General features: G+C 71.3%; 23 protein-coding genes and 1 pseudogene. 10 read left to right on the plus strand and 14 right to left on the minus strand.

Annotation, left to right across the window (positions count from 1 at the left end; genetic code table 11):
* The first annotated feature begins 76 nt into the window (after positions 1–76).
* Positions 77–685 (plus strand): PadR family transcriptional regulator, encoded by a 609-nt coding sequence (locus AB0I82_RS11835; protein WP_363257055.1) that lies wholly within the window; start codon positions 77–79, stop codon positions 683–685.
* 13 nt (positions 686–698) lie between these two features.
* On the opposite strand, the pseudogene AB0I82_RS11840 reads toward AB0I82_RS11835, so the two are convergent.
* Positions 699–1,417 (minus strand): annotated as a pseudogene (locus AB0I82_RS11840) (DinB family protein).
* A gap of 183 nt (positions 1,418–1,600) precedes the next feature.
* On the opposite strand from AB0I82_RS11840, the gene AB0I82_RS11845 reads away from it, so the two are divergent.
* Positions 1,601–2,584 carry an alpha/beta hydrolase gene (locus AB0I82_RS11845; protein WP_363257056.1) on the plus strand — a complete coding sequence of 328 codons (984 nt, stop codon included), beginning with the start codon at positions 1,601–1,603 and terminating at the stop codon, positions 2,582–2,584.
* A gap of 7 nt (positions 2,585–2,591) precedes the next feature.
* On the opposite strand, the gene AB0I82_RS11850 is transcribed toward AB0I82_RS11845, so the two are convergent.
* Positions 2,592–3,296, minus strand: a complete 705-nt coding sequence (locus AB0I82_RS11850) for a TetR family transcriptional regulator (protein WP_363257057.1) — start codon at positions 3,294–3,296, stop codon at positions 2,592–2,594.
* Between the two features lie 179 nt (positions 3,297–3,475).
* Here AB0I82_RS11850 and AB0I82_RS11855 point away from each other — a divergent pair, with 179 nt between their 5' ends.
* On the plus strand, positions 3,476–5,071 hold the full coding sequence (locus tag AB0I82_RS11855) for an APC family permease (protein WP_363257058.1): 1,596 nt from the start codon (positions 3,476–3,478) through the stop codon (positions 5,069–5,071).
* A 58-nt stretch (positions 5,072–5,129) separates the two neighbouring features.
* A complete protein-coding gene (locus AB0I82_RS11860; protein ID WP_363257059.1) occupies positions 5,130–6,791 on the plus strand; it encodes an amidohydrolase in 1,662 nt (553 codons plus the stop codon).
* Between the two features lie 15 nt (positions 6,792–6,806).
* On the opposite strand, the gene AB0I82_RS11865 is transcribed toward AB0I82_RS11860, so the two are convergent.
* Both AB0I82_RS11865 and AB0I82_RS11870 read right to left on the minus strand, forming a co-directional pair.
* On the minus strand, positions 6,807–7,880 hold the full coding sequence (locus tag AB0I82_RS11865) for a glutathione S-transferase C-terminal domain-containing protein (RefSeq protein WP_363257060.1): 1,074 nt from the start codon (positions 7,878–7,880) through the stop codon (positions 6,807–6,809).
* A gap of 79 nt (positions 7,881–7,959) precedes the next feature.
* Positions 7,960–8,844 (minus strand): putative protein N(5)-glutamine methyltransferase, encoded by an 885-nt coding sequence (locus AB0I82_RS11870; protein WP_363257061.1) that lies wholly within the window; start codon positions 8,842–8,844, stop codon positions 7,960–7,962.
* Between the two features lie 519 nt (positions 8,845–9,363).
* Here AB0I82_RS11870 and AB0I82_RS11875 point away from each other — a divergent pair.
* The 4 genes from AB0I82_RS11875 (at position 9,364) to AB0I82_RS11890 (ending at position 11,030) form a co-directional block, all read left to right on the plus strand.
* The gene (locus tag AB0I82_RS11875) at positions 9,364–9,768 is read left to right on the plus strand and encodes a rodlin (RefSeq protein ID WP_363257062.1); all 405 of its coding nucleotides are present in this window, start codon (positions 9,364–9,366) and stop codon (positions 9,766–9,768) included.
* A 169-nt stretch (positions 9,769–9,937) separates the two neighbouring features.
* Entirely contained in the window at positions 9,938–10,357 is a 420-nt protein-coding gene (locus tag AB0I82_RS11880; RefSeq protein ID WP_363257063.1) for a CBS domain-containing protein, read from the plus strand.
* Positions 10,358–10,512: 155 nt separating this feature from the next.
* Complete coding sequence (locus AB0I82_RS11885; protein ID WP_363257064.1) at positions 10,513–10,788, plus strand: hypothetical protein; 276 nt, start codon at positions 10,513–10,515, stop codon at positions 10,786–10,788.
* 50 nt (positions 10,789–10,838) lie between these two features.
* Positions 10,839–11,030, plus strand: a complete 192-nt coding sequence (locus AB0I82_RS11890) for a hypothetical protein (protein WP_363257065.1) — start codon at positions 10,839–10,841, stop codon at positions 11,028–11,030.
* A 39-nt stretch (positions 11,031–11,069) separates the two neighbouring features.
* Here AB0I82_RS11890 and AB0I82_RS11895 read toward each other — a convergent pair whose 3' ends face one another.
* From AB0I82_RS11895 to bla, 4 genes are all read right to left on the minus strand, one after another.
* Positions 11,070–12,497 carry a hypothetical protein gene (locus AB0I82_RS11895; protein WP_363257066.1) on the minus strand — a complete coding sequence of 476 codons (1,428 nt, stop codon included), beginning with the start codon at positions 12,495–12,497 and terminating at the stop codon, positions 11,070–11,072.
* Positions 12,498–12,587: 90 nt separating this feature from the next.
* Positions 12,588–13,313 (minus strand): FCD domain-containing protein, encoded by a 726-nt coding sequence (locus AB0I82_RS11900; RefSeq protein ID WP_363257067.1) that lies wholly within the window; start codon positions 13,311–13,313, stop codon positions 12,588–12,590.
* 8 nt (positions 13,314–13,321) lie between these two features.
* On the minus strand, positions 13,322–15,073 hold the full coding sequence (locus AB0I82_RS11905; protein ID WP_363257068.1) for an IlvD/Edd family dehydratase: 1,752 nt from the start codon (positions 15,071–15,073) through the stop codon (positions 13,322–13,324).
* A 144-nt stretch (positions 15,074–15,217) separates the two neighbouring features.
* Positions 15,218–16,162: a class A beta-lactamase gene (bla, locus tag AB0I82_RS11910; RefSeq protein ID WP_363257069.1), complete on the minus strand. Its 945-nt coding sequence runs from the start codon at positions 16,160–16,162 to the stop codon at positions 15,218–15,220.
* 303 nt (positions 16,163–16,465) lie between these two features.
* Here bla and AB0I82_RS11915 point away from each other — a divergent pair, with 303 nt between their 5' ends.
* On the plus strand, positions 16,466–18,721 hold the full coding sequence (locus AB0I82_RS11915) for a glycosyltransferase family 4 protein (RefSeq protein ID WP_363257070.1): 2,256 nt from the start codon (positions 16,466–16,468) through the stop codon (positions 18,719–18,721).
* A 33-nt stretch (positions 18,722–18,754) separates the two neighbouring features.
* Here AB0I82_RS11915 and AB0I82_RS11920 read toward each other — a convergent pair whose 3' ends face one another.
* The 5 genes from AB0I82_RS11920 to AB0I82_RS11940 all read right to left on the minus strand — a co-directional run bounded on the left by AB0I82_RS11920 (position 18,755) and on the right by AB0I82_RS11940 (position 22,262).
* A complete protein-coding gene (locus tag AB0I82_RS11920) occupies positions 18,755–19,783 on the minus strand; it encodes a hypothetical protein (RefSeq protein ID WP_363257071.1) in 1,029 nt (342 codons plus the stop codon).
* Positions 19,784–20,310: 527 nt separating this feature from the next.
* A complete protein-coding gene (locus AB0I82_RS11925) occupies positions 20,311–20,826 on the minus strand; it encodes a GNAT family protein (RefSeq protein ID WP_363257072.1) in 516 nt (171 codons plus the stop codon).
* A gap of 77 nt (positions 20,827–20,903) precedes the next feature.
* Complete coding sequence (locus AB0I82_RS11930; protein ID WP_363257073.1) at positions 20,904–21,068, minus strand: hypothetical protein; 165 nt, start codon at positions 21,066–21,068, stop codon at positions 20,904–20,906.
* An 18-nt stretch (positions 21,069–21,086) separates the two neighbouring features.
* A complete protein-coding gene (locus AB0I82_RS11935; RefSeq protein ID WP_363257074.1) occupies positions 21,087–21,845 on the minus strand; it encodes a glucose 1-dehydrogenase in 759 nt (252 codons plus the stop codon).
* A gap of 150 nt (positions 21,846–21,995) precedes the next feature.
* Positions 21,996–22,262 carry an Atu4866 domain-containing protein gene (locus AB0I82_RS11940; RefSeq protein ID WP_363257075.1) on the minus strand — a complete coding sequence of 89 codons (267 nt, stop codon included), beginning with the start codon at positions 22,260–22,262 and terminating at the stop codon, positions 21,996–21,998.
* 139 nt (positions 22,263–22,401) lie between these two features.
* Here AB0I82_RS11940 and AB0I82_RS11945 point away from each other — a divergent pair, with 139 nt between their 5' ends.
* Positions 22,402–23,250, plus strand: coding sequence for a helix-turn-helix transcriptional regulator (locus AB0I82_RS11945; RefSeq protein ID WP_363257076.1), 849 nt, complete (start codon positions 22,402–22,404; stop codon positions 23,248–23,250).
* Positions 23,251–23,663: 413 nt separating this feature from the next.
* On the opposite strand, the gene AB0I82_RS11950 is transcribed toward AB0I82_RS11945, so the two are convergent.
* Positions 23,664–24,206, minus strand: coding sequence for an SUKH-4 family immunity protein (locus AB0I82_RS11950; RefSeq protein ID WP_031057753.1), 543 nt, complete (start codon positions 24,204–24,206; stop codon positions 23,664–23,666).
* Between the last annotated feature and the right edge of the window lie 80 nt (positions 24,207–24,286).

Raw genomic sequence — 24,286 nt, forward strand, 5'->3', positions numbered from 1 at the left:
CCGACCGACTGATGCCCCGGCGGTCCGGCCGACGCCCCAGCCGCTCACCTGCACGGTCGGTCCTATACTCGCCCCCGTGACCGACTCGACCGCGCCCTTCGACCCCGCTGAACTGCCGCCCACCAGCTGGGCGGTGCTCGGGCTGCTCTCCTTCGGGGAGGAGCTGTCCGGATACGACCTGAAGAAGTGGGCCGATGCGAGCCTGCAGTTCTTCTACTGGAGCCCGTCGGCCAGCCAGGTCTACGGCGAGCTCAAGCGGCTGGAGAAGCACGGTTACGTCACGTCGCGGACGGTCGTCCAGGACGACGGCGTGCGCGGCAAGCGGCTGTACAGCATCACGCCGAGCGGCAAGGCGGCGGCCGCCCGGTGGGTCAGCGAAGCACCGGTCGAGCCGCCGGTCCTCAAGCACGGCGTCATGCTGCGGCTGTGGCTCGGCCACCTCACCGACCCCGACGAGCTGCGCGCCATCCTCGAACAGCACCGCACGTACACGGAGCAGATGACCCGCCGGGCCCGCGCCACGGCCGAGGGCTCGGCCAAGGAGCCGTCCTGGGCGTACACCGAGCTCGTCCTGCGCTGGTCGGAGAAGTACTACGCGGCGGAGCGGGAATTCGCCGAGTCGGCGCTGCGGGACCTGGACGAGGTGGCCGCGAAGGTCCGGGCGGCGGAACAGAAGCGCGACTGAGCACCCGGGCCGCCTAGCTGAAGCGCGCCCGCCACAGGTCGCGGAGCAATGCGATCTCGGCCATGTGGTGGATCAATTCGAGGTTGCCGCCCGCCAGCACGCTGACGAACGGGTCGTCGGGGTCGGAGCCGTGCGGGTACTGCGAGAAGCCGACGGTGTCGAGCTGCTCGTCGGTGAGGGTGCCGATGCTGTCGCGCCAGCGGTCGACCGACGCCCAGAACCGCTCGAGTGCCAGGTCGGCGGAGGGGCTGAAGTCGACCATCAGCTTCGGGTCCTGCCGCCGTTCGCCGAAGGTCCACTCCCATCGGCCCACGAACTCGAAGTGCAGGTGCGCCAGCCGCCACGCGATGGTCGTGACCGGCGTGACGTCGGGCTCCGGCACACCGGTGTGGGCCAGGACCTGCTCGACGCGCTCGACGCTCACGCTCCAGTCCTCGGCGATCTTGTCGACGGTCATGCCGTCGGCGGCCTGCCGGGCGACCTCGCCGTACTCGCTCGCCGGGATGTCCGGGGCGCCCCGGTCCAGCACCCACTCACCCGGCCCGAACGCCCTGGGCGTCACCGCCTCGCCCCGGCGCCGGATCGACCAGCAACCGGGCACCGGCTCCCAGAGGTACTCCTCGTCGCGAGCCCCGTGAGCCGCACCTGCGCCATCTCCCTGGCCTGGTCGAACTGGTCGAGCAGTACGCCCAACCGGTCGGTCCGTTGGCCCTCGAGCTCCGTACCCGCCATACCCGGCTCCCCCTGGCTGTCTGGCTGTCTCTCAGTGCGCTGGGGCGGAAGGTAGCGGCTCGCCTCGCGGGGCGCCACCGATTTCCCGCACTCACGACCAGAACTATTTCTATTAGAACTATCGATGGGGAATACTGTCGAGCGGCAGGTCGACAGAGACGTGACGACGAGGTGAGACCGCGCATGCCGTTGGATCCCGTGGCGAAAACCATCATCGAGCTGACCGAGGCACGCTTCCCGCGGCTGGGCACCGAGGTCCTCGACGCGGCCGAGGCACGCCGGATTCTCGCGGCGGCGCAACCGGCCCGCGCGGTGACCCCGGTGCCGGTGGCCCGGGTCGAGGACCGACGGGTGCCGGGGCCCGCCGACGCTCCCGACGTACCGGTACGGCTGTACTGGCCGCGCGAGGACGCCGACGGCGGGTTGCCCATGGTGGTGTTCTGCCACGGCGGCGGCTTCGTGATCTGCGACCTGGACTCGCACGACGCCATCTGCCGGGACCTGGCCAACGCAACGGGCGCGCTCGTCGTCTCCGTGGACTACCGGCGGGCGCCCGAACACCGCTTCCCCGCCGCCGCCGAGGACGCCTACGCGGTACTGCGCTGGGCCGCCGCGCACGCCGCCGAGGAGGGCGGCGATCCGGCCCGTATCGCGGTGGCCGGCGACAGCGCGGGCGGCAACCTCGCCGCGGTACTCCCCCTGATGGCCCGCGACCGCGGCGGCCCGATGCCGGTCTTCCAGCTGCTGATCTACCCGATGCTCGACCCCGCCCGGAACACCCTCTCGTACGAGGAGAACGCCCGGGGGTACTTCGTCACCGCGGACCACCTGCGCTGGTACTGGGAGCAGTACCTCGGCACAGACGGGGACAGTGACAGCCACGGCGACGTGCATCCCTACGCCTCGCCGCTCGCCGCCACCGACCTCTCCGGGCTGCCGCCGGCCCTCATCCTGACCGCGGAGTACGATCCGCTGCGCGACGAGGGCGAGGCGTACGGCAGTCGGCTGCGGGAGGCCGGTGTCAGGGTGGACGTCCGGCGTTACGACGGGGTCTTCCACGGGTTCTTCGGGATGCCGGGCCAACTGCCCGCGGCCGCCGAGGCGAACGAAGCGGCGCACGCTGCGTTGCGTACCGCCCTCAACTCCTCTCCCACTCCCACTTCCTGACGCAACATCAGCTTTCCGGAGCCTGCGCCTTCAGCGCCGCCAGCAGTAGATCAAGCGCGTGCTCCACGGCCGGGCCCGCCATCGTCGGGAGGTGGCCCCGGACCGCATGCAGGTTCGGGAACGCATCGGCGGGCAACTGCGCGTACGCCTCGCTCCATGCCTGTTCGTCGCCGGCCCGCTGGTCGGCGGGGAGGCGGAGTACCGCGGCGTCCAGGGCCGCGTGGCCGAGGACGGTGTCGACGAAGGCGTGGTAGTGGCGCACGGCCGTGGCATCGTCGAAGCCGGCCCGGCGCAGCAGGCCGACGCCCGTCTCGACCGCGCGCTGTTCATGGGGGCGGCGGGTGACGCGGTACGAGCTGAGTACGGTGACGCGCGGGTGGCGCAGCGCCGCGCGGTAGGCGCGCAGCCCGAAGTCCCGCAGCGCCGCCGCCCAGTCGTCGTGCTCCTCGGGCTTGAAGCCGTCGAGCGCTTCGCCGATGAGGCGGTCGCCCAGCGCGAGCAGCAGGTCCTCGGCGCCGCGGTAGTAGCGGTAGACCGCGCTGGGGTCGGCGCCTAGCGCGGTCCCGAGCTTGCGGATGGTGAGGGCCTCGGCGCCGTGCTCGTCGAGGAGTTCCAGCGCCGCATCGAGGATCAGCTCCGCCGACAGGACCACGCCGCTCTTGGTGGGGCGGCGTCGCCTGCGTTCGGCGGGGACGCGGTCGGGTGGTGCCACGGTCGGCCCTTCGGTCGTCGATTCCGGTGATGCCCGGGTACAGGGGCCAGTCAATCACCCCTCTCACCGCCACACGACCTTACGTCAACACCATTGACATAGAACTGGCGGCGGCGGTTTCATCGGCGCACGCCGGTCCGCCACGGCGCTCCCTCCTCCCCGCTCCAGGAGCGTGCCCCATGCCCCCTGCAGTGCCGCCGCATCCACCGGGCCCCCGTATGCGCCGTTCGCTCGGCGTCAAGGACGGCGTGGCCATCGCCGCCTCCAGTACCGCCGCGACCACCAGCATCGGCATCGGAATGGGCACCCTCGCGGTGTACGCGGGCCGCCAGACGCCCGCCCTGCTGGTGCTGGCGTTCCTGCCGATCCTCGGCATCGCCCTCGCTTACTCCCGGCTCAACCGCTCCGAGCCCAACTGCGGCAACGGCTATACCTGGGTGGGTCGCTCCATCGGCCCCTGGCCGGGCTTCCTCACCGGCTGGGTGGTGCTGGTCGGCAACGTCGTCTTCATGGCGTACACCGGCGCGGTCACCGGCTCGGTGATTCTGCAGTTCCTCAACAAGCTGGGCGCACACGCTGTCTTCGGCGTCGCGCTCGACCCGAACTCCACGGCGACCAGTACCGTCATCGGTCTCGTCGCGCTGGTGGCCGTGACCGTCACCGCGGTCACCGGCGTCCGCTCCGCGACCCGGCTCCAACTCTGGCTGCTGATCTTCGAGTACGCCGTACTGCTCGCCTTCTGCGCCTGGGGCCTGGCCGTCGGCGACCAGCCCTTCTCCTTCTCCTGGCTCAATCCCTTCGAGATGGGTTCGACGACCTCGCTCGTCCAGGGTTTGATCCTCGCGGTCTTCATCTACTGGGGCTGGGACGCGGCGTTCACGGTGAACGAGGAGACGAAGAGCGCCGGTGACGCCGCGCGCGGCGGATTGATCGCACTCACCGTCATGCTGGCGCTGTTCGTCTTCGCCGCCGTCTCCTTCCAGCGCGTGATGGGCAACGGGGAGTTGGTGCGCAACGGCCCGCAGGCGCTCACCTTCCTCGGCGCGCACCTCGCCCCCGAGCCGTGGGCGTCCCTGCCGCTGGCCGCCCTGATGTGCTCAGCCTTCGCCTCCCTGCAGGCCGCCGTCATCCCCACGGCCCGGGCCGCGCTCGCCATGGGCCGCGACCGCACCCTGGGCGGTGTCTGGACGAAGGTCAGCCCGCGCTTCGGGACGCCCGCCGTGGGTACGGTCGTCATCATGGCCATCGCCGCGGCCGTCGCCGTACTCGCGCTCGGCATCCCCAAGCTCAACGAGATGATCCTCGCCGCGGTCAACTCGATCGGCCTGGTCGTCTCCCTCTACTACGGCCTGACCGCCCTGGCCTGCGCGTTGCGCTTCCGCACCGACCTGCGCGCCGGGGCCCGCGCCGCGCTCACCGGCGTGGTGATCCCCGCACTCAGCGGCCTGATCCTCTTCGGGCTCGGCGGCTATCTCGCCGTCCACTACGCGACCATGAGCGACCACTTCGAGGCGCGGCCTGACAACGGCTGGTTCATGCTGCTCGTTCCCGTACTGATCGTCGCCTCCGGGCTGGTGGTCGCGGCCCGCGCCAAGTGGGGCCGTCGGTCGCCGTACTTCGTCACGGGGCGCGGCACGGACGCCGAGGCGATCGACCTACCGATGAACGGCGGCGGCGAGCCGACGAACCGCGGTGGCGAGCCGATGCACCGCGGTGACGAGCCGATGAACGGCGGTGACGAGCCGACCGCCCCACCGTCCGAACCCGCCCGCTGACCCGCACCCGCCTTGCCCTCCCCCGCGCCACCCCACCACCGACCCCAGGAGCCCAAACATGCCGCACCCGCACTCGCACCCCGCCGACCTCGTCTTCACCGGCGGCCCCGTCCACACCGTGGACCCCGCCCGCAGCCGCGCCACCGCCCTCGCCGTGCGCGGTGAACGCATCGTCGCCGTCGGACACGACGAGGTGCACGAGCTGATCGGCCCGCGTACCGAAGTCGTCGACCTGCACGGCCGGTTGCTCGTACCGGGCTTCCAAGACGCGCATGTGCACCCGGTGGGCGGCGGGGTGGAGTTGGGGCAGTGCGACCTGAGCGGGGCGGTCACCACCGAGGAGTACCGCCGCCGCATCCGCGCGTACGCCGACACTCACCCGGACGCGGAATGGATCACCGGCGGCGGCTGGTCGATGGAGGCGTTCCCCGGCGGCACGCCCACCCGACAGTTCCTCGACGCGTTGGTACCCGACCGCCCGGTGTACCTCGTCAACCGCGATCACCACGGCGGCTTGGCCAACACCCGCGCCCTGGAACTCGCCGGGCTCGACGCCCGTACGCCCGACCCCGCCGACGGCCGGCTGGAGCGGGAGGCGGACGGGCACCCCACCGGGATGCTCCAGGAAGGCGCCATGATGCTGGTCGCCGCCGCCGTCCCCCCGCCGACCCTCGCCACGCTCACCGAGGGCCTGCTGCGCGCCCAGGCGCTCCTCCACTCGTACGGCATCACCGCCTGGCAGGACGCCCTGCTCGGCAACCACGCCGGGATGGCCGACCCGTCCCCCGCCTACGCGGCCGTCGTCGACTCCGGACAGCTGACCGCCCGCGTCACCGGATCACTGTGGTGGGACCGCGCCCGCGGCACGGAGCAACTCCCCGAACTCCTCGCCCACCGCGAAAAGTTGACTGGCGGTCGGCTACGCGCCACCACCGTAAAAATCATGCAGGACGGCATCGCCGAGAACCACACGGCCGCCCTCCTCCACCCCTACCTCACCGCCTGCGGCTGTGCCTCCGACAACAGCGGCATCTCCTTCATCGAGCCCGAGGCGCTGCGCCATTACGTCACGGAGTTGGACGCGCACGGCTTCCAGGTCCACTTCCACGCGCTCGGCGACCGGGCCGTCCGCGAGTCCCTCGACGCGGTCGAGGCGGCCCGCAAGGCCAACGGCTGGACCGACCACCGCCCGCACCTCGCCCACCTCCAGATCGTCCACCCCGACGACGTACCGCGCTTCCGCCGCCTCGGCGCCACCGCCAACATCCAGGCGCTCTGGGCCACCCACGAGCCGCAGATGGACGACCTCACCATTCCCTTCCTCGGCGCCGAACGGACCACCCACCAGTACCCCTTCGGCGATCTGCTCCGCTCCGGCGCCACCCTCGCCGCCGGCAGCGACTGGCCGGTCAGCAGCCCCGACCCGATGGCCGCACTGCACACCGCAGTGCACCGCCGCCGCCCGGACGCCGCCGCCGATTCCCCCGCCTTCATCCCCGAACAGCGCCTCGACCTCGGCGCGGCCCTCGCGGCGTACACCGCCGGCAGCGCGTATGTGAACCACCTCGACGACACCGGCACCCTGCGCGCCGGCAACCTGGCGGACCTCGCCGTCCTCGACCGCGACCCCTTCGAGGACCCGTCCGGCGACATCGCGGCGACCCGGGTCCTGCAGACGTACGTCGGCGGCGCCCGGGTGTACGCCGCCGACGACGCGTAAGACCGCGTCACGCCTTCAGGGACGCCCGGCGGGTGGCACCTCCTCGCCGGGCGGGACCGGCCCCGGCGGTGTGCCGTCCCCGAAGGGCCGACCGCCCAACTCCTCCCGGTGATGCGGCGTCAGCCAGCCGGCGAGATCGGGCCCGCGAGGCACAATGCCGGTCGGGTTGATGCCCGTATGCACCCGGTAGTAGTGCCTCTTAATGTGATCAAAGTCGACCGTGTCACCGAACCCCGGCGTCTGGTAAAGGTCCCTCACATACGCCCACAGCACCGGATCCTCGGCCAGCTTGTACCGATTGCACTTGAAGTGGCCGTGATAAACGGCGTCGAACCGCACCAGCGTCGTGAACAGCCGAATGTCCGCCTCAGTGATCGTGTCCCCGACCAGGTACCGCCGCTCGCTCAGCCGCTCCGACACCGCCTCCAGCCGCCGGAACACATCCTCGTACGCCTCCTCGTACTCCCGCTCCCCGGTCGCGAACCCGGCCCGATACACGCCGTTGTTGACGTCCCGGTAAATCCCCTCCATCACCTCGTCGATCTCGGCGCGCAGCGGCTCCGGGTAGAGGTCGGGCGCGCCGGGGCGGTGCAACGCGGTCCACTCGGTCGCGAGGTCGAGGGTGATCCGCTGGAAGTCGTTGGTGACGAGCTTCCCGCTCGGCACGTCGACGATCGCGGGCACACTGACCCCGCCGGGATACCCCGTCTCGCGCGCGTCGTACGCCTCACTGAGATAGCGGATGCCGAGGACGGGGTCGCGACCTCCCGGATCCAACGTGAAACGCCAGCTGCGATCGTCCTGGATCGGATCGGCAATCGCCAGCGACAGCGCGTCCTCCAGTCCGAGCAGCCGCCGGGAGATCACGGCACGGCTGGCCCAAGGACAGGCCCGACTGACCACCAGCCGATACCGCCCCGCCTCGACGGGCCAGCCGTCCCGGCCGTCCGCGGTGATCCGATCGGCAAAGTGACTCCGCGACCGCTTGAACCTCTTTCTCCCGTACTCGGTGTTGCCATCGGGCGCGCCGCCACTGTTGTCGGGCGTGCTGGTGCTGGTGCTGGTGTCGGCGGAACGGTGCGTGCTCATTCCCGTCCGTCTCCCTCCGGTATGCGGGTGGCCGGTCTCCAGGAAAGGGTTCCCGCCATGATCCGGTTCTCACAGCACTTCAGCCGCGCGGGTCAGGGTGGCCCGGGGTCGCGCTCTCGCTGCAGCCGATGCCGCGGGCACTGTCGGCACTCCCGATCACAACAGTCGCGTACTCCTCCTCCGAGGTGACCACGCGCGGCGTCAGGCCGCTGTGGCGGAAGGCCTCTGCGGCCGACGCCGCCTGGCGTTCGCTCGTTTCGATCAGGAGGTGGCCGCCCGGTGTCAGCCACTGGGGGGCTTCGGCCGTTACCCGGCGGAGGATGTCGAGGCCATCGGTGCCGCCGTCCAGGGCGACCAGGGGCTCGTGGTCGCGGGCCTCCGGTGGGAGCAGGCCGACCTGGTGCGTGGGGACGTACGGGACGTTGGCGACGAGGACGTCGATGCGGCCGCGCACGGCTGTTGGGAGGCCTTCGTACAGGTCGCCTTCGCTCACCTCGCCCACGGTGCGGGGGATGTTGCGGCGGGCGCAGCGGACCGCGGCCGGGTCTATGTCGGCCGCGTACAGCTCGATGCCGGGCGCGGGTGCGGCCGCGGCCAGTGCGGCGCCGACCGCGCCGGAGCCGCAGCACAGGTCGGCCACGACGGGGCGGCCGGCGCGAGCGGTGGCAGCGGCGGCGATGAGCGTGCTGGCCTGCCGGGCGAGGAATTCGGTGCGGCGGCGGGGTACGAAGACGCCGGGGGCCACGGCCACCCGCAGCCCGCAGAACTCCGCCCAGCCCAGCACCAGTTCGAGGGGCAGACCGGCGGCGCGCCGCTCCACCATGGCGTCGAGTACGTCCGGAGTGCCGGCCGCGGCGAGGAGCAGGTCCGCCTCGTCCTCGGCGAACACCGAGCCGGTGGTCCGGAGTCGGGCGATGGCGGCGGAGCGGAGGGAAGGGAGAAGGGGGGACGCGAGAAGTGACATGGGAGCCTTTCGGATGTGCCTGGCAACTGCCGGGCACGCTCCCTCGCTTCGGCCCGCTACGCCGGTGGCGCCGCGCGGACCGCGCGGATGCGAGCAGGGAGAACCCGGCCTGGTTCAGCGGTAATGGGTCTCACCTCCTCGGTCGTCAGCGATCGCTGCGATCGCTGCGGACGCTCACAGTACCTGACGATGGGCGGAACCCGACGACCGACGGGACCTGACGAACGGCGGAAACCTGACGACCGGCGGGACCTGACGACCGGCGGGCCGCGCCGTCCACCGTGGTACGGGGTCCGGGTAACACAGAGGTACGGGGCCCGCCGGTCCGGTCTCCCGCGTCGGACGATATCGATCGACACTGTGAGACTCGCTGTCAACACTGCCCACATCGCACCAGCGCCATGTCAGGCACCTTCCACGCGGACACGCCGATGGATGGGTGAATAGGACAGGACAGGACGTACGTGGGGCTGTACTGGGCCACACCTCCCTTCATTGCCGTTTGTCCATAGGAGAGACATGCGCATCCGTGCCACCCTGGCCGCCCTCACCCTCGCCACCGCCGGCCTCGCTGCCAGTGCGGGCAGTGCCGTTGCCGCCGGTAACGACGGCGGTGCCAAGAACTTCAGCGGCAACGGCGCCTCGACGTCGTACGGGAACTCGGCCACGCACGGCCAGCAGAGCCCGCAGGCGGGCCTGGTCCAGAACTCGCTCAACGACCTGTGCATCGGCCTGCCGGCCAAGGTCAACGTCGGTTCGCTGATCGGCCTGATCCCGATCACCGTCCAGGACGTCAACATCCTGGCGAACCCGCAGAACCAGCAGTGCACCAAGAACTCCACCCAGAACAAGGGCGACGAGCCGCTGTCGCACCTCATCGACGACGTCCCGGTGCTCTCCGAGAACGGCCACGGCAACAGCTGAGCCGTACCCGCACCCCCGCGGGGCACCACCGTCACGGCGACGGTGGTGCCCCGCGGCACGTCCCCGCTCCCCCACATGCGAGCACGCGCACCGGCGACCACAATGGGAGGGCCGGGACCTGCGGCGCGCCCGGCGTCGCGCCGGCCGTCCGGCATGGGAGGTACGGTTCATGACCACTGCCGGAGACATCATGCACCCCGGCGCCCAGTGGATCCCCGAGGACGCGACCCTGGACCGCGCGGCGCAGCTGATGCGGGAGCTCGATGTGGGAGCCCTGCCGATCAGCGACGCGAACGAGCGGTTGTGCGGCATTCTCACCGACCGCGACATCGTGGTCGGGTGCGTGGCCATGGGGCACGACCCGTCCCAGGTCACGGCGCACGAGATGGCGAAGGGCACGCCCCGCTGGATCGATGCGGGTGCCGACATCAGCGAAGTGCTGGAGGAGATGCGCGGACACCAGATCCGCCGGCTGCCGGTGATCGAGAACAAGCGGCTGGTCGGCATGATCACCGAGGCCGATCTGGCCGGTCACCTCACCGATGACCAGATGGCCGACTGGACCGAAAGCATCACAGCGCAGCGCTGATCACCTCTGGTCCAGCAGCCGTCCGTTACCCGTCGTGGGCCCGTACCGCGGGCCCACCGCCGGTTCGGCGGGTGTTCTCGGTACGCGGGACACAACGGGGCCCGTTGGGCGTACGGTGGTCCATGGCGCGAGGTGGTCGCACGAGGAGGCCGGCCGTGGAGGCGACGTTGAAGACGGTGATCGGCGGAGAGCTGGTGGAGCTGCCGGGCACCATCGCCGGTATCCGCGCCGTCCTCGACGAGGAGCAGGCGCGCGCGTTCGACCAGGAGATCCCGCACGTCCCGGCCGGCGAGCTGCCCGCCAGACTGGCCCGCTGGGCCCTGGGCGGCACCGCCGCCGACCTCGAGGACCAGGAGCTCTTCGAGCGCCTGGAGCGCGGCGAGGACATCGGTGCCGTACCGGCCGACGACAGCCGGCCGGAGGTGGCGTGACCCGCCGCCGCCTCCAGTACGCACCCCCCGCAGACCAAGCCCGCGACTCCATGGACACCACCCTGCGCACCCGCTTCGACGCAGGCATGCGCCGCCTCGCCGACGACCCGTACGGCCACGGCTCCACAGCAATCAAAAAGGAACGCGAACGCCGCGAGGCAACCGTCGCCGGCGTCGTCATCCGTTACTACGTGAGCGAAAGCGTTTTGACGGTGACGGTGGTGCGGATCGTGTACTTCTGATACTTCCGATTCCGGGATTCTCCCGGTCTCCGGGCGGACTCAGCCCGCCAGCCCGGCCTCCCACTTGCGCCGCCGCAGTACGTAGTCGCTGAAGAGATGCCGGCTCCGGTCGAGCAGCTCGCCCACCTCCGTATCGCCGGGCCGTACATCCGCCGACGGGCGCCAGCGCTGCACGGCCTGGCCGGCCCAGGTGCGCAGCTTCACGTCCGGGTCCTCCAACAGCCCGACCGCCGCGCGCAGGGCGACGATCCCGCCGTGCGCGTCGAGCAGTCGGAAGGCGGCGACCCGGACGTGCCGCGGCTGCTCGGGCGCGGTGCGCTGCAACAGCCGGTCGGCGGGCAGGTCCTTCGCCGATGGCAGCAGGGCGATGGCGGTCTCGCGTACGACTCCGGGGGCCGGGTCGTCGAGCAGCGGCCGCAGCCGTTCCGCGTCCGCGCGGTCCAGTGCCCGCAGCCCGGCCACCGCCTGCGCCCGCACCCCGGCTGCCGGGTGTGCCAGGAATGACCACAACAGCCCGGCGTCGGCGCGGTCTCCGCACTCGGCCAGCCCGATCACCGCCCCGGGCGGCAGCTCGGGATCGTCCGGTACCGCACACCGCTTCCGGTACCAGGCCGTCGCATCGATTCCGTGCTGTCGTACGACGTACCGGGCGCAGGCGCGCACCAGCGCGGACCGGTCGCTGAGGAACGGCTCCGCCTGCCGCGGCCGCCCCGCCCGCCGCAGCGCGGTGACGCCGGTAGAACGGGTGCCTGGGTTGCGCGCGGTCAGCAGCAGTGTGAGCACGTCGTCGTGGACGTTGTCGTTGGCGTCCCTGTCGTGCAGGGCCAGGGACTTGAGCGCGGCTGTGGCGCAGAGGTCCTGGACCACGGTGTCCGGGTCCCGGCCGGCCGCGCGGGCCAGCTCGACGGGGCCGAGGAGCTGCCGCTCGACGGCCAGCCGGTACGCGAACCGTCGCACGGTGCGGTCGGCGTCGGCGAAGAGCCCGGCGAAGTGCCCACGGGGTGCCCGGCGCATGACCTCTTCGAGCAGCTGGACGCCGAAGTCACCTCTGTTGCGGCGGCCGACGCGCAGGATCAGTGGCGCGAGTGCGACGGCGGTGTCCCCGTCCAGGGTCTCACTGAGCAGCTCCCGGGCGCGCTCACGGACCGGCTCGACCCAGTCGGCGCAGCGGATCACGATCAGCGGCAACAGGGCGGGGTATCGCCCCGAGCCACGTACCGCCGCCTCACGGACCCGTCCGTCGCGGTGGCAGAGGGTGAGTGCGAACCGAGCCTCATCGAGTCCCGTCGGGTCTCCGGGCAACGGGGCGGTGTACTGCAACTCCGCGCGCCACCAGGCCACCGTCCGCACTCCCGAGTCCAGCGCGAGCCAGTCATCGGCGTCGGCGACGTCCAGCACGTCCCGCAGCGGCGCGCCTGCCGCGAGCCGCACCGCCGCCCCACTGCCGCCGTTGATGTCCGCCCGCATTTCCGCCCCACTTCCCCCGGCTGTACCGGATGATCGTAGAGCCCGGGGTAGGTGCGGGTCGCGCCAATTAGCAGCAGGCCGCCACTCACCTCACCCTCCGTACACGCAAGCCCCCCTTCCCTCCTCCAGCAGCCGTTCCACCTCCTCGTGGGCCGCGTCGATGATGCGTGTGACGGCATGGGCAGCCTCGGACGGGTGGTTCGCCGCGACCGCTTCGGCGACTTCCTCGTGGCGGTGGACCGCTGTCATGTCGATGTCGGTGGGCATCAAGGCGAGGGTGTGACGGGACGTCAGGAGTTCCTCTGTTACCTCGGCCAGTTGGGCGAACATGGTGTTGCCGGAGGCGGTGAGGAGTGTGCGGTGGAAGGCGGTGTCTGCGGTGACGAAAGCCGTGTGGTCGCCGGTTCGGGCGGCGTCCGCCATCGTGCGGGCGTGGGTGGTGAGTGCGGTGCGGGCTTCGGGGGGTGCGGTGGATGCGGCGAGGGCTGCGGCGGAGGGTTCGACGGCGGCGCGGAGTTGGGCCAGTTCGCGGAGTTGGGTTTCGCGTTGGGGGGATGCGAGGCGCCAGCGGATGATTTGGGGGTCGTAGAGGTTCCACTCGGTGCGCGGGCGTACGGTGATGCCGACGCGGGGGCGGCTGGTGACGACGCGTTGGGATTCCAGTACGCGGACGGCCTCGCGGGCCACTGTGCGGGAGACGCCGTACCGCTCCTGTATGTCCTCCAGGCGCAGCACCTCGCCCGCGCGGATCTCGTCCGCGGCGAGTGACCGGCCGATGCGGTCGACCACCTGCCCGTGCAGGCCCTGAAGTTCCACGCCGGGACTCAGAATGCCTGGCGGGGCGGTGTCGAGTCGGTCGCGCCGCGCAGGAAGTCCAGGTCGACGCCGGTGTCGGCCTGGGTGACGTGCCGGTCGTAGAGGTAGCTCCAGCCGCGTGCCGCAGGTGCGCGGGGCGGCTGCCAGGCCGCGCGGCGGCGTTCCAGCTCGTCGTCGCCGATCAGTACGTCGAGGCGGCGGGCCGGCACGTCGAGGCGTACGGAGTCGCCGGTGCGGACGAGGGCGAGCGGGCCGCCGACCGCCGCTTCGGGGGCCACGTGCAGGACGCAGGTGCCGTACGCGGTGCCGGACATCCGGGCGTCGGAGATGCGGACGAGGTCGCGGACGCCGGCGTCGAGGAGCTTCTTGGGGAGCTGTACGTTGCCGACCTCGGGCATGCCGGGGTAGCCCTTCGGGCCGGTGTTGCGGACGACGAGGACGGTGTCGGCGGTGACGTCGAGGTCCGGGTCCTCGGCGACGGCGAGGTACTCCTCCAGCGAGTCGAAGACCAGTGCGGGCCCGGTGTGGCTGAGCAGCTTGGGGTCGGCGGCGGACTGCTTGATGACCGCGCCGTCGGGGGCGAGGTTGCCGCGGAGTACGGCCGTGCCGGTGCCGGCGGGCTGGACGGGGCGGTCGAGCGGGCGGATGACCTCGCGGTCGTGGACCTCGGCGCCCGCGCAGTTGTCGACCAGGCTGCGGCCGGTGACGGTGACGGTGTCGTGGTGCAGGTGGTCGCGGAGGTCGTTGATCAGGGCCGGGAGCCCGCCCGCGTACGCGAATTCCTCCATCAGGAAGCGGCCGGAGGGCATCAGGTCGATCAGGAGCGGGAGTTCGGCGCCGAGGCGGTCGAAGTCGTCGAGTGCGAGCGGGACTTCGAGGCGTCCGGCGAGGGCGAGGAGGTGCAGTACGGCGTTGGTGGAGCCGCCGATGGCGGCGTTGATGCGGATGGCGTTCTCGAAGGCGGCGCGGGTCATGATGCGCTGCGGAGTGAGGTCGGAGCCGGCCAGTTCGACGGCGCGGAAGCCGGTCTCCTCGGCGAGGGTGCCGCGGCGGGAGTCGACGGCGGGCAGCCCGGAGCCGCCGGGGACCATCATGCCGAGCGCTTCGGTGAGGCAGGCCATGGTGGAGGCGGTGCCCATGGTCATGCAGTGGCCTGCGCTGCGGGTCAGCGCGGTCTCGAACTCGGTGAATTCCTCCTGGGTGACCGTGCCCGCGCGCAGCTCCTCGGTCATCCGCCAGACGTCCGTGCCGGAGCCGACGGCGCGGCCCCGGAAGCGGCCGTTGAGCGTGGGCCCGCCGGTGAAGACGAGCGCGGGGACACCGGCGCTGGCGGCGCCCATGAGGGCCGCGGGGGTGGTCTTGTCGCAGCCGGTGAGGAGGACGACGGCGTCCAGGGGGTTGGCGCGGATCTGCTCCTCGATCTCCATGGCGGCGAGGTTGCGGTACAGCATGGTGGTCGGGCGCATGATCGGCTCGCCGAGCGACATCGCGGGGAATTCCAGCGGGAAGCCGCCGGCCTGCAGTACGCCACGCTTCACGGCATCCGCGAGGATCTGCAAGTGGCCGTTGCAGGGCGTGAGTTCGGAGTAGGTGTTGCAGATGCCGATGACCGGGCGGCCGTCGAAGTTGTGTCCGCCGCGGCCCATGGCGCGCAGCGAGTGCCGGGCGATGAAGCCGTTCTTCCCGCCGTCGCCGAACCAGGCGCGGGAGCGGAGCGCGGGCCGCTCCGGCGGGTGCGGGGAGGATGCGTACGCGGCCATGCGAGGTCCTTCCGTACGGGCGTGCCGGACCGGGGACCGGAGGCGGAGCTGCACCCTCCGGCCTTCAATGGTGCTATCAAAGCACGGTACGGTGCCGGGCTGTCCAGAGCCCGGCACGTGCCGTTCTGACGGGTGCGTGCCGCCTCAGGTGAGTTCGGCGGCGATGTACTCGGCGGCCTCGGCGAGGAGTTCCTGCTGGTACGGGGCGTCCTTGGTGGGCTTGCTGGACATGAGCGCGATGACGAGCGGCGGGGTCTTCGGGGGCCACACGACGGCGAAGTCGTTGAGCGTGCCGTAGTCGCCGGTCCCGGTCTTGTCGGCCACGGTCCACCCGCGCGGCAGACCGGCCCGGATGCGCCGGGCGCCGGCTTCGGTGGCGTTGCGTTCCATCAGGTCGCGAAGGAAGGCGCGCTTCTCGGGCGGCAGGGCGTTCCCCAGCACGATCTTGCGGTAGTCGGTGCCGAAGGCACGGGGGGAGGTGGTGTCGCGGGGGTCTCCCGGGGTGGCTTCCGTGATGTACGGCTCGATGCGGTCCATGCGGGTGACCTTGTCGCCGAGGCCGCGCGCGTACGCCGTCAGCCGGTCCGGGCCGCCGAGGTCGCGGAGCAGCAGATTGCCGGCCGTGCCGTCGCTGTAACGGATTGCCGCGTCGCAGAGTTGACGGATCGTCATGCCGGTCGCGACGTGCCGCTCGGTGATGACGGCGTTCTTCAGGAGGTCGTCCTCGGCGTACCGCACGAGCGTGTCCAGGTGGGACATCGGGTTGTGGTGCAGGACCGCCGCTGCCGCCAGCCCCTTGAACGTCGAGCAGAAAGCGAAGCGTTCGTCCGCCCGGTGGGCGATGACGGCTCCGCTGCCGGTGGCCAGCGCGTACACCCCCAGGCGCGCGTGGTACTTCCGCTCCAGCCCGGTCAGGCGGGGATGGCGCTCGCTCGCCCCGGAAGCGGAAACGGAAGCGGAGGGAGAAGCTTTTGAAGTGGACTCGGTTCCGGAAGCGGACGGCTTTGCCTGCGCGCATCCGGCCAGGGGCAGGAATGCCGCCGCCCCTAAAAGAGCGCGGCGGGAGGGACCCTTCGGTAATGACGTCATTGTCTTCCCTTCGCTGTTTTCCCGGTCTCTTTCCCTGTCTCAGGAGAGTCGTGAAGATAGCAAGGCCGTGCGGACGCATCTGGCCCGTCCGCCACCCCTGACCACCCCTTTCACCAGGCACGATGCATACCGGCCGTTTGGGGGGCAGGTTCGCGACACGCTTGCGCGAAAACTCATAGAGTATCAATTTCCGTCATATTCTCCGGTTCTGTGCAGAAGCGTGACGACGTGGTCGTGTCAGGCATGGTCCGGGAAGCGGCGGCGTGTTCTCCGCCCCCTGTTTGGGCAGCACGCCGCCTGAAGGTGTGCTTCCTCCTTTTCAACCTCTACGGCATCGGCGGCACCATCCGGTCGACCGTCAATCTCTCCGGCGCCCTGGCGGACGCCGGGCACGACGTCGAGATCGTTTCGATGATCAGGACCCGGGCCACCCCGGCGCTGCCCGTCCATCCGCGAGTACGGACCGTGCCACTGGTCGAGGCCCGCAGGGACCAGCCCGGCTTCGACCCGGCGCACGACCCCAAGGGCAACCCCTCGCGCGTCTACCCCGCCTGCGACGGCCCGTACAAGCTGTGCAGCGCGCTGGTCGATACGCGGATCGAGGAGTACCTGCGGGACACCGACGCGGACGTGGTCATCGGGACCCGGCCCGGCATCAATGTCTACCTCGCGCGCTTCGGGCCCGCCCGCGCGCTGCTGGTCGGGCAGGAGCATCTCACGCACGACATGCACCGGGCGGAGGTGCGGGCAGTGCAGAACGCGGCGGTGGCCCGGCTGGACGCCTTCGTCACGGTGTCCCGGCAGGACGCCAGGATCTACCGCGAGGCGCTGCCCGACGTGGCCACGGAGATCCGCTGCATTCCCAACGCGGTGCCGCAGCCGGACGTGTCGCCCTCCTCGGGACGCAACAAGCTGGTGGTCGCGGCCGGCCGGCTCATCCGCATCAAGAACTACCGGCTGCTGATCGACGCGTTCGCGCGCGTGGTCGAGCAGCGGCCCGACTGGAAGCTGCGGCTGTACGGGCGCGGCCCCGAGGCGCGGGCGCTGCGGGCCCGCATCCACGAGCTGGGGCTGTGCGAGCAGGTGACGATGATGGGCGCGCACGCGCCGATCGAGCCGGAGTGGGCCAAGGGATCGATCGCGGCGGTCTCCTCGGACGGCGAGTCCTTCGGGATGACGATCGTGGAGGCGATGCACGCGGGGCTGCCGGTGGTCGCCACGGACTGCCCGTTCGGGCCGGGCGAGATCATCTCCGACGGGGTGGACGGGCTGCTCGTACGGCCGGGGAACGCCGAGGAGTTCGCCGCGGCGCTGCTGGATCTGATCGCGGACGACGAGCGGCGGGCCGCGATGGCCGCGGCAGCGCGCGCCAAGGCGCTGGACTACGCGCCTTCGGCCGTCGCCCACGCCTACGTCAAGCTCTTCGAGGACCTCGCCGCGAAGACGGGCAAGTGCTGCGCTCCTCCGGAGGCGCGGAAGAAGCTTGCCGGGGCGCATGCGCTGGGCGGGTACGCCGGTACCGCGGCGCAGGGCAGGGCGCTGCGCGCGGGCAAGGCGCTCGCCCGGCGCGTGGCACGCCCCCTGCTCCAGCGGCCGGTGACCGCCGTGCCGCTGCTCGGTGTCCTGCGGAAGGTCTCGCCCGCGGCTGCCGCGCGGGTCGACGGCACGGCACGCAGGCTGCGCCCCGAGGCGCGCTGCGCGGTGGCCGAGGACGGCGCGCTGGTCCTGACGTTCCCCGCCGTGGGGCTGACCGGCCCGGCCGATCTGGTACTGCGCCGCCGCAACTCCGCCGAGGAGCTGCGAGTACCGCTGCCGCCGCCCCACCAGGAGGGCCGCGGCGGCCCGTACCGGGTCCGGCTGCGGCTGGCCCGGGTGCCGCTCGCCGAGGGGCACTGGGAAGCGTGGGTACGGCGGCGCGCGGACGGGGCGCTGCGGCCCGTGCGGTCCACGATGGTCGAGCGGGCGGCGCTGGTCGGCCGGTCCCCGGAGGTGGCCGACGGCGCCGTGCGGTCCTGGATCCCGTACGCCACCGAGCGCGGGCGGCTGGCGCTGCGCGTGTGGCAGCGCGAGGCCCACGCGGAGGCGGTGTGGGTCGCGGTCGGGCCTTCGGTCACCTACGTCGAGGCCGAGCTGCTGGGCGCGGAGCCGTCGGCGGAGGCCGTGGTGACGGCGACGCGCCGCGGGGCGCGGCCGACCGTGCTGCGGCTGCCCGCGACGGAGCTGGGCGCCGACCGGTTCTGCGTGCTGCTGCCGCACGAGGACTTCACCGGCCGGGTGGCCGGGTCGGCGCCGCGGGACCGGGAGTTCTGGGACCTGCGGCTGGTACTGCCGGGCGGCAGGGCCGTACGGATCGGGCGGATCGGCGGGGACATCGTCGCGCGCAAGGACATCGACAGCCATCCGTCGGCGTACCGCGGCGAGGGCGCGGCCCGCGCGCGGGTCCGTCCGTACTTCACCGACTCCAACGACCTGGCTCTCGTGGCCGCGCCGGCTCCGGCACCGGACACCGCGGCCGTCCACGCGGCCGCACCCCGGTGCGCCCATCTGCGGAACGGCTGAAAGTCACCTCTCGGCAGGCCGACAGGCCTCGGTTCACAGCGACTTCGTCGTACCGGCGAAGACCGACCAGGTCACCGGGCGGCCCAGAAAGGGGCTGAAGGAGCGGGCGCGCGGGCCGACGATGCTGCGCTTGCGGGTGGCGCGGTGTCCGGTGCCGCCGGCGGTCTCGGCGTGGCGGGCGTCGGCCGCGGTCGGGAAGGGCGCCCCGAACACGTCGTGCCAGATGCCGATCGCGCCGGTGTGGTCGCCGGCCTGCTCCCGGCGGCGGGCCTCCGCGGCCTGCGCGGCCAGTGCGGCCAGCACCTCGGCGCGGGCCGCGCGCTGTGCCTCGGGCCAGTCGGCGGTGAGGTCCTCGGAGCCGGTGGGGTCCAGGACGGGGCCGGTGACGGCCTGCGCGGCGTGCGTGAGGGTCGCGGCGATCGCGTCGGTGTGCTGCCGCGGTCCGGAGACCGCTTCGTAGGCCAGCGCCTCCCACAGCAGGCCGCTGGTGCCGCGCAGTACGGGGTGGCTGCCCCTTAACGCCTTGAGCATGCGCACCTGGTGGACGAAGCGGCCGTCGGTGGCGTGGTCGTGCCGGCCGATGACGCGGTTGAGCGTACGGACCGTGGAGCGCTCCCAGGAGTCCCGCTCCCAGTTGGCGGTGAGCAGGTCGGTGCAGCGCGGGTCGGCGAGGGCCGGGGTCAGGCCGAAGGTCACGTCCAGGTCGGCGAAGGTGACCTGGAGGGCGCGGGAGGTGCGGTCCTCGTCGCCGAACCGGGAGCCGGGGAACGCCTCGGTGACCGTGTCGCAGAGCATCGCCATGGCGTCGGCGGCGCCGCCGGGGCGCTTGACGAGGCGGGCGAAGCGCCGGTGGAAGACCATGACCATGCCGATGTCGTCCAGCGGGGCGATGCGGGTCTTGCGCGCGAAGCTGCCCTGCAGGCAGCTGCTTTCGATCAGGCCCGCGTTCTTCAGCGCCGCGGTGATCTGGCGGTGCCGGCGACGGGCCCTCTCGTAGCGGCCGGGTTCCAGGGCAAGGGCCTGGTCGAATGCGCCGAATGCGGTCCGGGCGGTGTACGTCATCGCGAGGGGCTCGTTTCTCTCGACGTCAGCGGGACGTGGGGGCGTGCCGGATGTTCCGGTTGGGCGCCGGCGGCCGGGCCGAACGCTTCCGGGGAGGAGCGAGCGTAGCGGGGAATCGTTTCAGCGGAAGGGGTCGAACATGACACATCATGCATGGGGAAAATCGTTCCTCTCCGACGCCGGCCGACGACCGGACAAGCCGCCGCAAGTTGTCTCGTGCCACTCGATGCCACTCCCGCACGACAGGTTCCGGTTCCCACCGCGCGCACACCGGTCCCGCCGGTCGGCCGCGCCTCCCGGCGATCGTGTTGCGCCCCATTCAACTACGCATATATCTGTCATGGAGCGCCGCAGAACAGCTCGTCCTGATCGATGATGAACTTAATTCCCCCTTCTCCGTCCACTGCCGACAGCGCTTGTTTCACGCCCTGTTGCCATCGCGACCGCATCCGACAGCGGCAGCGACCGTCTGGCATATGCCAGAGTCGCGTCAGCGGCATACCCCTCCGACGGGCCGCCGACACCGCTCAGTTGGTGAGATCCGCCGCCAACAGATCCATCAGAAGCGAGTCGTGCCAGGTGCCGTCGGGTCCGCGCTCGTACTGGCGCATGATCCCGACCGGCCGGAAGCCGACCTTCCGATAGCTGCGGATCGCCGCCTCGTTGTCCGCCGCCGGATCGATCGTGATCCGGTGATGACCACGCTCCGTCAGCAAGTGCCGCGCCAGCGTGCGCACGGCGTCGGTGCCGAGCCCCTGGCCGTGCAACGGCGACGTCAGATAGATGTCGATATTCGCGTGCCGATAGTCCGGATCCGATTCCTGCGACCACTGGATCGCGCCAATGATCCGGCCCGCGTACTCGATCGCGTACGTGTACTCGCCGGGCGAGGCGAGATCATCGGCGACCGCGGCCTCCAGGTCCTTCCCGCCGCGCCAGCGCGCGTACACCTCGGGTTCGCCCCGGATCGCGGCCAGGACGGGGATGTCGTCAGCCGTGGCGGGGCGCAGTACCACGTCGGCGCCGTACAGAGTCGTCTGCATACGCCATGACGCTAGCGGCCGGGCCCCGCCGCCGCACCGGTGCGGACCGGCATCCGCGATCTTCCGCTCGCGCGGGGCTACACCACCGTCCGCACGGCGTGCCGCTCGCGCAATGCGGTCTTGAGCACCTCGCCCGCCGCCGTGACCGGCAGCGCGTCCCTGCTGGAAGAGGTCCCGTCGGCCGCGGTGGAGTACGTCGCCGATCTGGTGAAGGTCCCGGCCGCCGACTTCGCGAAGTACACGCTGGACGGCCGGGTTGTTCAGTGCGCGGTGAGGCCGCCGTCGACCACCAGCTCCGATCCCGTGACGAACGAGGAGTCGTCGCAGGCCAGGAAGAGGATCGCGGGTGCGATCTCGTCGGCGCGGCCGGCTCGGCGCATGGGGGTGCGTTGGATGTCCGGCTGCTGGTCGCCCTGATCGTCCAAGAGTTCCTGGATCATCGGCGTGGCGATCACCCCGGGATGCACCGAGTTGATCCGTACTCCCTGCCGGGCGTACTCGACCGCGGCGGTCTTGCTCAACAGGCGCACGGCCCCCTTGGACGCCTGGTACGCCGCAGCCGCGCCGCTTCCTACCAGGCCGAGTACTGACGACGTATTGATCACCGAAGCGTTGCCGCTCGTACGCAGGAGCGGCAACGCCGCCTTCATGCCGAGCCAGGTGCCTTTCTGGTTCACGTCGATGACGCGGTCCCACGCCTCTTCCCGCGTGTCCTCGATACCCGGCCAGTCCAGGATGCCGGCGAGGTTCACGAGCACGTCCAGCGTTCCGAACCGGTCGCGTACGACGGTGATCGCTTCGTCCCACTCCCGCGCGGAGGAGACATCGAGGCGAGCAGCGACGACCTCCGCGCCGTGTGCCCCGATCCGGTGGGACAGGTCCCGCAGGGGGCCTTCGGCGATATCGGTGATCACTAGCCGGGCGCCTTCGCGGGCGAAGAGTTCGGCGGTCGCTGTGCCGAGGCCGCCGGTCGCGCCCGTGATCAGCGCGACCTTGCCGTCGAGTCGTTGTCCTGTCATGGATGTGGTCCTTGATTCTCGTTGATGCTGACTGGCGGTTGTCGTTGATGCTGACCGGCTGACTGGCTGGCTGACTGCTGTGTCGGGGCTTCTTGGTCCGCCGACGGCGGATGCGCCCCCGGTGCCCAGGGCGGTCGTGGCCCGGCCTCTCTACGACGACTTCTGCTCCCGGTAGAGCACGAGGTGCTCGTGATGGAGCACTCCGTCCCGGATGTCGCCCGTGGCGGTGAACCCGGTGTCGTCGACGTAGTCCAGGTGGCTGCCGGTCACCGTGTACCGGCCGGTGTACGCGCTGCGCCGCTCGCCGCGGGCTTCGTCGTAGCGGCCGTCGGGCAGCAGCTCCTGACGGATGTGACCATCCGCGGTCACCCACATCCCGACCACGTCGACGTGGTCGCCCTCAACGGTCCCGGCCATGGCGGACTCCTCTCCTCGAACGGTGTGGTCCTTCCCGCTCCACCGAGTCTGGGCAGGTCAGCGGTCATCAACCAGGACGCGTGCTGCCTGGGTGCGGCACACCCAGGCAGCGCACCGGGCCGCCGCCTAGCCTGAACGCATGGACGAAAACCACCTGGGAGACTTCCTACGCACACGCCGCGACGGCCTGCGGCCGGAGGACGTCGGCATGGCGAGCTACGGGGCCCGCAGAGTCGCGGGACTGCGCCGCGAGGAGGTCGCCGTCCTGGCCGGAGTGAACGCCGACTACTACACCCGCCTGGAACAAGGCCGCGAGCGCAACCCCTCACCCCAGGTGATCGACGCGCTCAGCCGCGCGCTGCGCCTCGACGCGGACGCACGCGCGCACTTGTACCGGTTGGCCGGGGCCACGCCGAACGACCAGCCCTCCGTCCACGCCGCCGAGCGGGTCAGCCCTTCGCTGCGACAGCTGATGGACGGCTACCCGAACACGCCGGCGTTCGTCATGAGCCGGGCCCTGGACCTCCTCGCCGTCAACGCCCTGGCCGAGGCCCTCTACGCCCCGTTCGAGCCGGCGGACAACTTGGCCCGCATGACCTTCCTCGACCCCGCGGGCCGCAACTTCTCCATGGACTGGGACCGGGCAGCACAGGCCACCGTCGCCAACCTTCGCGAGGCAACCGGATTTGACCCGGACAACCCGCGGCTGCGCGAACTCGTCCGCACCCTCACTGAGCACAGCGCGGACTTCACCCGCCTCTGGAACGCCCACACCGTGCGCGGCAAGACCCAGGGCGCCAAACACTTCCTCCACCCGGACGTCGGCCCCCTCACCCTCACCTACCAGGCTTTCGACGTACGCGACGCCCCCGGCCAGCAGCTCGTCATCTACCACGCCGAACCAGGCAGCCCCAGTGCCCAGTCCCTCGATCTGCTCGGTTCCCTCCACGCCACCCGGCGCCGGCCCCACCCCCGGCCCCACCGCTGATCAGCCGACGGAACATGGAAATGGGTCGGCAATAGTGCCCGGTCGAACTGCCCCGGCCCGCGCGCACCGGCGCCGAACCGGTCGGACACGTCCGCCTCGGCTACGCCCGCGCAGCGACCGCCCGGCAGTCCCTCGACGCCCAGCTCGACTCGCTCGGCGAGACGCGACCGGGAACCACGGGCAGTTGGGGATAGCCGAACGATCGATAAGTCATGGCGGCGTCACGAGCCGTGTCCAGGGGCGGGAGTTGACCGCCGTACCACGTCGGCTCGGGCGGTAGCCGGAACGACCCATTCGGCACATGAGTTGCACGCCTGTCACGGACCTCACGCGTCCCGTACTCGACGCAAAGAGGCCGGTAAAGGTCCGAGACCGATCGGCGGTGCGTCACCGGAGCCCTCTCTCCGGACGTGTCACCAGAGCCATCTCTCCAGGAACTCCACCCAGATGTAGCCGACGAAGCCGTCGAAGGCCGGCGGATCGATGGCCTTCAGCTGGACCGCCAGCCGCCCCAGCTCGGCCACCGCGGCACCCTCGTCGCCGTTCGGGTCGTTCAGGACCGCCGACCGGCTCACGTGCAGCCCGTAGTGGTGCAGCGTGCGCAGCCACAGCTCGATCGAGGAGTTGGCGAACCACGCCTCCCCGTCGGGCAGTACGTAATACACCGCACCGGAGTCGGGATCGACACCGAACGCCCAGGTGAGCGCGGGTGAGCGGCTGCCGTGCGCGTTCTGCGTCAGCCGGTACAGGAGCCGGCCGTCGCGGGTGCGCAGCTGCGGTTCGGGCTCGTGCTGGAAGCACGCCGTGCCGATGAGGTTGTCCACCACCGGTATGCCGGTGGTCACCAGTAACGCCTTCTGGCGGTCCGGTATCCGCCACTTCGCCACGGCGTCCGGATCGGCCCGGACGACCTGTCCGGCACCGGCCCACGCCACCAGCTCTTCGTATTTCGGCACAGGAGCCCCTCCCCCCACGGCTGACCGCACGCGGCGGGACTCTACCGGGAACAACCGTCCGGCGAGTCGGACATCTGACC

Source organism: Streptomyces sp. NPDC050315, assembly GCF_040655775.1.
Lineage (GTDB): Bacteria > Actinomycetota > Actinomycetes > Streptomycetales > Streptomycetaceae > Streptomyces.